Source organism: Bacillus sp. AC266 (assembly GCF_979253805.1).
Map to the genome: position 1 here is coordinate 972,137 of NZ_CEEDEC010000001.1, position 9,757 is coordinate 981,893.

The following is a 9,757-nucleotide window of genomic DNA, read 5'->3' on the forward strand; positions in this document are numbered from 1 at the left end:
ACGCCTTAAAGCTGAGAAATACTTAGCTTTTAAGGCGCCTTTTTTATTTATTCTTAAACTTCTCAGTCGCTGCTCTCATCTTCACATTCAAATCATGATCAATGGAGTCGCGAATATCACGCTCTACTACTTCCATTTCTTTTTGGAAATTTTGCAAGTATATTTTTAGTTCTTCTTCTTTTTCAGGACGTTGTGATGGTGGTAATTGTACCACTAATGATAACATCGCTGTTAAATCTTTCATTAAGAACGTTTCAAGTTTATGTTGTTGTTCAAACATGCGTTGTTCTTGATAGTACGGCAATGCATTTAATACTGAAATTGTAATGTCATCAACTGTTCTTTGTAGTGAAGGATTAATCGAGCGTTTATATGCTTGAATTGTATTTAATGCATCTGGATATCGATCATAGAAATACAATTTATAAAACGATAAGTCTGTCGGTTTTACAGTTTGCTGCGTTTCTTGTCTTAAGAAATCTTTCACTTTCATCGCGGCCACATCGATATCTTCATTTGTAAGCTTTTTCGTTGTTTTTGCCATTACATGCACTTTTTTCTGTTTTTCTTTCGGTAACATTGAAAATACTTGTTCTCTCGTACGTTGACCTGATGTACAGAAAAGAGTATTCAATGTATGTTGTTCTTTCTTTCCTTCCGTACGAATCCAGCGATAAAAGAGTGGATGTTGCGTAAACTCTTGTAAAAACGGTGTCGATTTGTTTGATAATTTCTCAATGGAATCTTGTGCTCTCTTATATGGTTTCGTCCATGAAAAATAAAGTTTACGTCCGAAGTATACAACTAAAACAACGACAGTAAATGCGATTAAAAGTAATGATCCTAATAGTAATAATACTCCTTGAATGAAACTCATTTTTTCACCTCCTCTAAAAGTCTGTTATTTCCTTGGACGCTGAATGAGTTTCTGCTTCATCTCATCATTAAATGTATCTAGTTCAATTACAAATTTCTTACTAGACTCAATAATACGTTCTGACGATTTCTCAGATGCTTCAATAGCGGCAAATACATTTTGGAATGATTCACGTAATTTATCCATGCTAATTGCAGGATTTTCTAGGAGTTTTGTTGTTTCTTCTGTATTTTGTTTTAATGCTTGTGAATTGCTTAATACCATTGATTCAATCGCTTCATTTGTTGCATTAACAGCATCAATTGTTTTACGTTGATTTGTTAATGCGAGCTGAATTGCAGCTGAAACCGTTATAACGTTTTGCGTCATCGTAATTGCATTACGAATTGCCTCTGATAGCTTTTCATTATTTTTCTTAATGATGTCTACAGATGCGATAGATTGTAATAATACACTTTTTGCTTGTTGCATATTACGAGTACGCACAAGTATCTTTTCTAATGCATCATTTATTAACGGAATATCCCTTTGACGTTCTGGATTTTGTTTCTCAGCTTCAAGCATACCAGCAAGTTTTCTTCCTAAGTATACTTGTTTATCAAGAGCGTGAATTTTATCGTGTGATTGCTCTTTTAACATTTCAAGACCAACCGTATCCTCTTGCAAGTTATCACGGCCAATGAGAAGTGATCTTATAATCTCCTCGATTTGCTTATCTATAGATTGATATTTATGCACGTAATTTTCAAGCGGATTTTTCTTAAACACTTTAAACATAAGTTTCTTCATACCAGTTGCTTTTAATGAGTTTGGATCAAGTTCTGATACCACTTTTCGTAATTCTAACAATGTATTTGGAATTTCTTCATTCTTTCCATTCATCATCGCTGTCACAGGACGTTTTAAAGCTGATAGCGTTTGTCCTGCCGCTTGCTGCTCTTTATCCCCTAAGTCTCCAAGCTGCGACAATACTTTTGATAAATCTGTATTTTGCTCGCTATTTAACTTTTGTACATAAAGATCTGCTTCTTTATTCAGTTCTTCAAGTTCTGCATCTTTTATTACTGTATCCACTACTACTTCTACATTATTATCTTTCACAATCGATACAGGTTCTTTTTTCTCGAGTTCAGTCAACAAAATCGCTCCTTTATTTATATGTGCGAATTTATGTGCACTATATTTCATCTAATATATCGTATTTCATATACATTTTTGCTTGCTTGAAATCGATTTTTCAAGAAATACCTGCTTATGCAGTCATTCCCTGTTTCATAGTATAAGTATACCTGTTCTCGTCATTATTTTCCTCAGACTTAAGACCTAGAGAACAACATACTGAAGACGGATTCTTCATAGCTTACCTTACTTATCACCACTGACTATTAATTTGAAATTCCATTTAGTTACCTTCTTAAATTCATACAATGCTCTATCTTTTGACATATACTATCTTTCAATGTGATAATTATATTAGGTCCACTTCTAATTATTCTTCCGCGCAACAAATGCTCCCTTTTGAAAAGCTAATAACACGGTTTCAAACGTAACGTCTTCTTCAATCATCTTTATAAATCCAGCTAATTCCCCCGCATGAGAAGTTGCATTATCAATTACAAGAAAACCTTTTGGCTCTAAAATACGTTTTATATGTTCCCACCACCACATGTATTGCGTGCGCTCTGAATCTAGGAAAATAAAATCAAATGAACGATCTACTTGCGAATCTAAAAATGCCCCAGCCTCTTGATTATGAATATCGATTCTCTGTGTAAGATTTGCCCTTTCAAAATTTCCAAGTGCCTCTCCAACCCGTTCTGAAGAAAGTTCTACAGTTATAACATTTCCATTTGTTTCTTCTACCGCATTTGCTAGCCACAATGTAGAATAGCCATTTGAAGTTCCAATTTCTAAAATTTTTTTTGCATTGCAGCCCTTTACTAATACTGATAAAAACTGCCCCATTTCACGAGAAATATTTCTTAATTTTTCTTCTCTTTTTTCTTTATGTCGATCATGCTCTTCTCCATATTGTTCAAGTTGCAATAATAATGAATCTAGAGTATTCATTTTCTCCATCGCCTTTCCAAGCAATATGATGAAAAAGTACATGATGCCCGTCTACTTTTCATTATATGCGAAATGCACACCTTTTTCCTGTTATACGACAAAGAATTAAAATTTTTTATAGCATATTGTTTCGTTTTTTGGTAAAGTTAATTTCTACGTGCAATTATTTAATTCACATTATTTTACAATCAGTTTTCAATTATAAGATAATCTAAACCCCATTTAAATGAATCGGTATTTCTAATTCAACTAAGCGCCCTTTTCGGACGCATTTTCTTTTGTTTATATATTTCTGTAAGAAAGGATGCTTACACATGAACGTGATTAACTTAGATGCTGCTAGAAGACGTAAACAGCATAAAAAACTAATGATAACTATACCGATTATTAAACGCATTTATGAAGAAGACGGGGAAATTAAATTCGAGGTAGCCGGCGAAAAAGATGTACCTCTTGAAATGTTAGAAAAATAAAAAAAAAGACGCACTTCTAAAGAAATGCGTCTTTTTTATACTATTACATTTAAGTGCATAAGTTTTTCTGGATTAACCATCATATAAATGTTTGAAATTTTCTCATCCTCAAATATGAATGAAAGTACATACGTCACTTTATTATTTATTGTAACTATAACGCCTGGTGCACCATTTACTATTTTGAAATCAACACTATACTTTTCTGGCAATCGTTTTGCAATTCCAAAGAACAAACGTATAATTTTATCTGCAGAATAAATCGGATTAATTGCAGTTGTAACTTTACCACCACCATCAGCTTTCAATATCGCATCTGTTTTTAATACTTCTAACATGCCTTGCGCATCCCCACACTGCAATGCTGATACAAATTTCTCCACGTAAGCAGCCATCTTCTTCGTACTTAATGTTGACTGCTTCGGCTTATCCAAAATACTTTTTCGTGCACGTTGAAAGATTTTTCGGCAGTTCACACTACTCTTTTCTACAATCGAAGCGATTTCTTCGTAGTCATAACTAAAAACCTCTCTTAATATGAAAACAATCCTCTCTACCTCAGTCAGTTGTTGTAAAAGTAATAAATATGCCGTAGAAATTGATTCTTTCATTACAAATGACTCTGATGGATCATCAATCTCTTCCACAAATGGCTCTGGCAACCACATTCCGACATATACGTTACGTTTATGTGCTGCCGAACGTAATTTGTCAATTGAGCGATTTGTTACCATTTTACATAAATAGGCTCTCATATTTTCTATAGATTGAACGTCCTCCATATTATTAAACGATATAAATACGTCATGGACGATATCTTCAGCATCCATAACACTCCCAAGGATTCTATATGCTAACGAAAATAATAATGGTTGATACGCTTCATATAACTGCTCCGTTTCCATGATGAACTGCCTCACTTTCAAATTGCTTTAAAATGTGTAACGCTGCACGTTTCCCGCTTGCTACCGCAGCATCAGCTAATATTTCATCATGCCCAGCCCAATCTCCTGCAACGTAAACACCTGGCATTTCAGGTATACTAGGGCCTGGTTTTTCAACACGGTCAATATGAGGAAAATCATGTACTACCGTAATTTTCGGTAAATATTGCTGTGCAACAACTTCTCTTTTCCAATTCGGATGTAACAATTCCATCATATTTTCTAACTGTTCTTTCTCTTCTTGAATATGATTCAGTTCTAGTACAGGGTTATGGTATTTAATTAGACTCACTACAATTGATCCATCTTCACTCAATTTAGCTGCTCTCGATTGATTCGTGAAAAATATAGGTTGATCCAATCCCAATGCAAAATGATGCAAAGGATTCGGTAATTGTTTTAAACCAATATCTAACGCTGCCACGGTCACTTGTATAGATTGTTCACTCCATTTTTGCAAACTTGTTCCTTCTGTACCTTTTATAATTTTACATGCCTCTTTCGGTGGAGTTGTTACAATAACTGCCCCTGCTTCAAATACTTCATCGTCAAAACAATGTATTCTTTGTTTTCCTTCACAATGCTCTATTTTTAAAACATGCTTTTTAGCCAGAAATTGTACACCACTAGCATTCGCTATTCCTCTTAAATTTGTTATTATCGTCTCCCAACCACCATCTACATAAAGTACTCCTTCTTTCATAGAAAGCTGTATTTGCTTTAGTACGGAAGATGCTAATTGTATTGTAGGAGCATACGTATATGTTGTTGTTCGGCATAATGCATAAAATATATTTCGAACCATTGGATCTTTAATTTCATTTTCTGCCCATGTAGTTAGGCTTATTTTCGGAACTTTTTCTAAATCTAAGTTTCCTAAATGAATCATAAGACGAGCGAACTGTACTTTTGCAGACCATGAAAGTAACGGTGTTGATAAAATAGAGCGAAAATCTGTTGGAATGGTATAAATATCCCCTTTCCATATTCCATGTGCTTTTGTAGATGGGATTCCACCTGGAAGATTTACTCCTAGCTCATTAAAAGTTATAAACGCTTCTCCACCTCTATATAAAGCATGTGCACCAAGATTCATACAAATGCCGTTTTTATTTATAGTCATCCCTCGACCACCGAAGTGACTGGACTTTTCTAATACAATAACTTTCCTTCCAGCTTTCGCTAAATATATAGATGCTGTTAATCCAGCAAGCCCACCACCAACAATTGCTACCTCAAAATGTTTCATAATAAAATCCCTCCTTATCCGTTCTACATACGAGACGAACGATTAAGGAAGGATGTGACATGAAAATATATTTTTACTTATCTATTTTATTTCATTATTTTTTTATTCTGTCATATTGCATACGAAATAACTCAATTGCAAATGGAATATCCTCTTCACTCTTTATATAATAACTTATCCATCCTGATTCAGGTAATACGTGATGTGGTTTCACCAATCCTTGGCTCACTAATTCATCCCGCTTTACCTTTGGGAATGGTAAATCAACTAACTTATCGCCATGCAAATGACCAAGTTCTTTCTTACCATAATTTATTTCAATACCACCAAATCGATGCGGTTTTTCAGAAACACCTGCCCAGCCAAGTACTTCATTTCACTAAATGACATGAACCTTCACCCCTTTTTAATGATTGATGTAATATTAAATTAACACGTTCATTACTTTTTTCCATCAATCCAAAGTATGAATGGATATACGAATATAGTTTAATCTCAATATCTTTATTTTTTTACACACTTAAAACAATTTCAAAGGGTATTTATTCTATTATATAGAATTATTATTAAAAATAAATTTAAGGGATGGATATATATGAGCAAGGTATTATTACAAAAGGCAAATTATCTACGATTTGATGAATTAAAGCTTTTGAAAAAAGCTATACATTTTGCAGAGCAAGCACATGATGGACAATACCGTCAAACTGGAGAACCATATATTATTCACCCTTTCGCGATTACAGAAATACTGCTAAATTATAAAGCTGACATTACAACATTGATTGCTGCTTTATTACACGATGTTGTAGAAGATACCGAATACTCTCTAGAAGAAATTGAATCACATTTTGGTGCGACTATTCAATATATTGTAAATGGATTAACAAAAGGAAAAAAACTACAAGATCAAAACAAAGTATTATACGAAGCAATTAATTTTAAAAAATTACTAGTATCCTCTCAACAAGATATACGTGTTGGCATTATTAAAGTTATAGATCGCCTTCACAATATAAAAACATTGAGTGTTAAAAAACCCGCAAAACAAGTAGCTTATGCGAATGAAACATTAACACTATTTGCGCCACTTGCAAAGCGATTAGGGTTATATACAATCCAGCATGAATTAGAAAATCTTGCTTTTCAATATCTACATAAAGAAAGATATACTGAAGTACATAAATTTTTAACCGAATATGTGCCACACCTTCAAAAAAATATAACTCATTTAAGAAAAGGGATACATTCTTTTTCTAATACAAACCTTTCATTTGAAATAAACTATGAGTTTCCCCCAGTATATACTGCATACTCACAATTACAAGAAATACAAAATGTATCAGGTATTTCACAAATTTGTATTACAACTACAAGTGTACTAGATTGCTATAAAATTCTTGGAATAATACATCAATTATATAAACCGACTATAAACTATTTCGAGGATAATATAGCACTTGAAAATAGCCATTTTAATAACAACTTAAAAACTAAAGTCAATATGAATGATGCTGAACAAACAATTATCATTCAAACACAAATAGCAAAAACGTTGAAAGATAACGGTATTTTTTCTTTATTGAATGATAGAACTGCAAATATTCAAGCAATATCTTATAAAATAATGGATGATACAATTGTGAATAACAATTTATTAACTACAGATCCAATCACTTTCCGTAGTTTAGTATCGTATGAACTATTTGAAAATACTATTACAGCTTATACTACAGATTTACAACCAGTTTATTTACCTGATGGTGCTACAATCATTGATTTTTCTTTCTCTGCATTTCCAAAAATTGCACATAGCATGAAAAAAGTAAATGGGATGCCTGTTCCACTTAAAACAAAGGTATCTCATTTTGACGTCATCGAAATCCATTTCGATTTAAAACAAAACTTGGAATTAGAGTGGCTAAATTACGCCAATACTGCTAAAGCACAATTAATGATTCATCAAAAACTATCTTAAATCCAAGGCCAATTCCTTTCTATAAGGCATTGGTCTTTTCATATAACGTAACCATTAAAATATACGAAATAAATTTCAATATTTTTACTCCTAACCTAACATCAATAATTCCGACTTTCATTAGTTCGCTCTAATTTTTATCCGTATTTACATTATGAGAAATACGAAGCACAACCTATATTCTTTATAAAACAGGTGAATTTATTATGATACAGACAAATGCACATAACTAACACTAGGCACATATCCTAAAGGTGTATCCATACTTACCTATAGAAAGGCAGGTAGTACGATTGACTTCTACTATTGACTACACCTCTCCTTCAACGAACTTCACTTATGATTTAAGTAAAAGTAATTTTTTTAAGAAAGATGCCCAAAATTATATAAATGTACTTGGCATAAAACAATTAAACACTTTAGAAAGTACTTCTTTATTAGATATTTATTTAAGTACAGGCAACGTTGTAGAACCACATATCCATCAAAATGCAGCTGAACTTGTTTACTGTATTTCAGGATCTGCTGTCGTTTCTTTACTTAATCCATTTACGAATCAAATATTAAACTTACCGATAAAACCAGGGCAAGTTGCCAACATTCCACAAGCGTGGTGGCATTATGAAATTGCTTCAGCAGATAATACTCATTTATTAGCTATATTCGACGCCCCAACCCCAGAAGTTATTTTTGGTTCTGATATTTTAAGATTAACTCCCGCTAATATGATGGCTCATACTTATTGCCTCAATGAACAACAATGGAAACAAGCAGTATCCCCAATTCAATCCACTACAGTAATTGGTCCTCCCGGAAACTGTAATCAAAACCGCGACATGATAAATCAGTCAACTCAGCCCCCTACTCAACAACAAAATCTATATTACCAAGATTCTTATTACTTCCCTCTATACTGGGGGTATTAATTAGTATCATTTTAATAGAACCACCATTTATCTCCTCGGAAAATATCGAGGAGATTTTTTATCGTAACAATTAATAGAGTACATACATATAATATTTATATATTTAATTGGAGGTGATAGTACTATGAGTAATTATAACTATCGAAAAAACTACTCTAATAATAAAAATAGTAGCTCTTCAGCATCCTCTCAATCTTCAAACTCTCAATCTTCCGATTCCCAGTCACAAAGAGATTTAGCCGAGCAAGGCTATGTAAAGAAAAAAGGATGTAACTGTAATAAAAATAAATAGTTTATTACTAATTTGAGCAATGACATTTCACCGCTCATGATTAACAATTTAACCCACTAGTATATAGTTTATTTAATGGATGAATTCTGTTTTTAATAGAATTCATCTTTTTTGTTTATATGTAATTTTTCAAACCATATAACTTATTCCATAAACAATAAAGTGTAAATCATAAATTTTGATTTTTTTTATATACCAACTTAACAAAGAGTAACTTTTCAATTGATTTATTTCTAATTTCCCACAAAAAATATAGCCCCACCTAATAAAATTAGGAGGGGCTATATACAAATGTCTGTTTAAATTTCAAACAAACATTGTAACAAGTTAGACGATATTAATACCTGCACTTACAAATCCAGCAACAGCAGCTATTGGACTTGCTGCTGTTAATGAAACATATAATAATACTTTATCCCCAGCCGCTACTGGAATAGCTTCAGCTATGATTCCTGATGCTGTAGAACCAATCGCTATTGCGGCAAATGCTGGTGTTAATAAAAGAGGTGCGCCTTGTACTGTAAACGTATTACTTGCTGCTGGTGCAGTTAATATTTGTATCTGCACTTGAACAGGTGTTAATGGAGCTAATGCAGCTGTTGCACTAAAGAAACCTGCTAATGACGTAATAACCCCTGCGCGTGGTGCTACAAATGCATAATCACCTATCCCTAACGCTAATGTGATACTTGTTCCACCCGTTAAAGCAACTCCAGGCTGACTAAATCCAAATCCAAGAAGAGTTCCTGTATTAGCTACTATCGCGTTAACTAACGCAGATGGTGTTGTACCTGAAGCAAACGGAATAATAGCTCCGCCACCAGTTGCTCCTGTTGCTCCTGTTGCTCCTGTTGCTCCTGTCGCTCCTGTTGCTCCTGTTGCTCCTGTTGCTCCTGTTGCTCCTGTTGCTCCTGTTGCTCCTGTTGCTCCTGTTGCTCCTGTTGCTCC

Annotated in this window: 10 protein-coding genes and 1 pseudogene; 4 read left to right on the plus strand and 7 right to left on the minus strand. The window is 33.5% G+C overall.

Annotated features, from left to right (window positions below; genetic code table 11):
• Positions 1–43: 43 nt before the first annotated feature.
• The 3 genes from AC0IXC_RS04975 to AC0IXC_RS04985 form a co-directional block, all read right to left on the minus strand.
• Positions 44–877 carry a DUF3974 domain-containing protein gene (locus AC0IXC_RS04975; protein WP_002035109.1) on the minus strand — a complete coding sequence of 278 codons (834 nt, stop codon included), beginning with the start codon at positions 875–877 and terminating at the stop codon, positions 44–46.
• 24 nt (positions 878–901) lie between these two features.
• Complete coding sequence (locus tag AC0IXC_RS04980) at positions 902–2,014, minus strand: toxic anion resistance protein (protein ID WP_002085564.1); 1,113 nt, start codon at positions 2,012–2,014, stop codon at positions 902–904.
• A gap of 348 nt (positions 2,015–2,362) precedes the next feature.
• Positions 2,363–2,956 carry an O-methyltransferase gene (locus AC0IXC_RS04985; protein ID WP_002085565.1) on the minus strand — a complete coding sequence of 198 codons (594 nt, stop codon included), beginning with the start codon at positions 2,954–2,956 and terminating at the stop codon, positions 2,363–2,365.
• A gap of 305 nt (positions 2,957–3,261) precedes the next feature.
• On the opposite strand from AC0IXC_RS04985, the gene AC0IXC_RS04990 reads away from it, so the two are divergent.
• Complete coding sequence (locus AC0IXC_RS04990) at positions 3,262–3,420, plus strand: hypothetical protein (RefSeq protein WP_002085567.1); 159 nt, start codon at positions 3,262–3,264, stop codon at positions 3,418–3,420.
• A 35-nt stretch (positions 3,421–3,455) separates the two neighbouring features.
• Here AC0IXC_RS04990 and AC0IXC_RS04995 read toward each other — a convergent pair whose 3' ends face one another.
• The 3 genes and pseudogenes from AC0IXC_RS04995 to AC0IXC_RS05005 form a co-directional block, all read right to left on the minus strand.
• Positions 3,456–4,325 (minus strand): sigma-70 family RNA polymerase sigma factor, encoded by an 870-nt coding sequence (locus AC0IXC_RS04995; protein WP_193653834.1) that lies wholly within the window; start codon positions 4,323–4,325, stop codon positions 3,456–3,458.
• On the minus strand, positions 4,303–5,613 hold the full coding sequence (locus AC0IXC_RS05000) for a phytoene desaturase family protein (RefSeq protein ID WP_193653835.1): 1,311 nt from the start codon (positions 5,611–5,613) through the stop codon (positions 4,303–4,305). Before AC0IXC_RS05000 ends, AC0IXC_RS04995 begins: the two co-directional genes overlap by 23 nt.
• A 94-nt stretch (positions 5,614–5,707) precedes the next feature.
• A pseudogene (locus tag AC0IXC_RS05005) lies at positions 5,708–5,989 on the minus strand (luciferase domain-containing protein); the annotation flags it as partial.
• A 219-nt stretch (positions 5,990–6,208) separates the two neighbouring features.
• On the opposite strand from AC0IXC_RS05005, the gene AC0IXC_RS05010 reads away from it, so the two are divergent.
• The 3 genes from AC0IXC_RS05010 to AC0IXC_RS05020 all read left to right on the plus strand — a co-directional run bounded on the left by AC0IXC_RS05010 (position 6,209) and on the right by AC0IXC_RS05020 (position 8,809).
• Complete coding sequence (locus AC0IXC_RS05010; RefSeq protein WP_471652659.1) at positions 6,209–7,591, plus strand: HD domain-containing protein; 1,383 nt, start codon at positions 6,209–6,211, stop codon at positions 7,589–7,591.
• 293 nt (positions 7,592–7,884) lie between these two features.
• Positions 7,885–8,517, plus strand: coding sequence for a cupin domain-containing protein (locus AC0IXC_RS05015; protein ID WP_326997824.1), 633 nt, complete (start codon positions 7,885–7,887; stop codon positions 8,515–8,517).
• Between the two features lie 124 nt (positions 8,518–8,641).
• Entirely contained in the window at positions 8,642–8,809 is a 168-nt protein-coding gene (locus AC0IXC_RS05020) for a hypothetical protein (RefSeq protein WP_002085580.1), read from the plus strand.
• Positions 8,810–9,136: 327 nt separating this feature from the next.
• On the opposite strand, the gene AC0IXC_RS05025 is transcribed toward AC0IXC_RS05020, so the two are convergent.
• Positions 9,137–9,757, minus strand: a 621-nt coding sequence (locus AC0IXC_RS05025; RefSeq protein WP_471652660.1) for an exosporium glycoprotein BclB-related protein, incomplete at its 5' end; no start/stop codon positions are given.

What these genes read in the sequence shown, in the direction of transcription:
- AC0IXC_RS04985 (WP_002085565.1), bottom strand. Translation starts at nt 2,956, where the DNA reads ATGGAGAAAATGAATACTCTAGATTCATTATTATTGCAACTTGAACAA.
- AC0IXC_RS04995 (WP_193653834.1), bottom strand. Translation starts at nt 4,325, where the DNA reads ATGGAAACGGAGCAGTTATATGAAGCGTATCAACCATTATTATTTTCG.
- AC0IXC_RS05010 (WP_471652659.1), top strand. Translation starts at nt 6,209, where the DNA reads ATGAGCAAGGTATTATTACAAAAGGCAAATTATCTACGATTTGATGAA.
- AC0IXC_RS04975 (WP_002035109.1), bottom strand. Translation starts at nt 877, where the DNA reads ATGAGTTTCATTCAAGGAGTATTATTACTATTAGGATCATTACTTTTA.
- AC0IXC_RS04990 (WP_002085567.1), top strand. Translation starts at nt 3,262, where the DNA reads ATGAACGTGATTAACTTAGATGCTGCTAGAAGACGTAAACAGCATAAA.
- AC0IXC_RS05000 (WP_193653835.1), bottom strand. Translation starts at nt 5,613, where the DNA reads ATGAAACATTTTGAGGTAGCAATTGTTGGTGGTGGGCTTGCTGGATTA.
- AC0IXC_RS05020 (WP_002085580.1), top strand. Translation starts at nt 8,642, where the DNA reads ATGAGTAATTATAACTATCGAAAAAACTACTCTAATAATAAAAATAGT.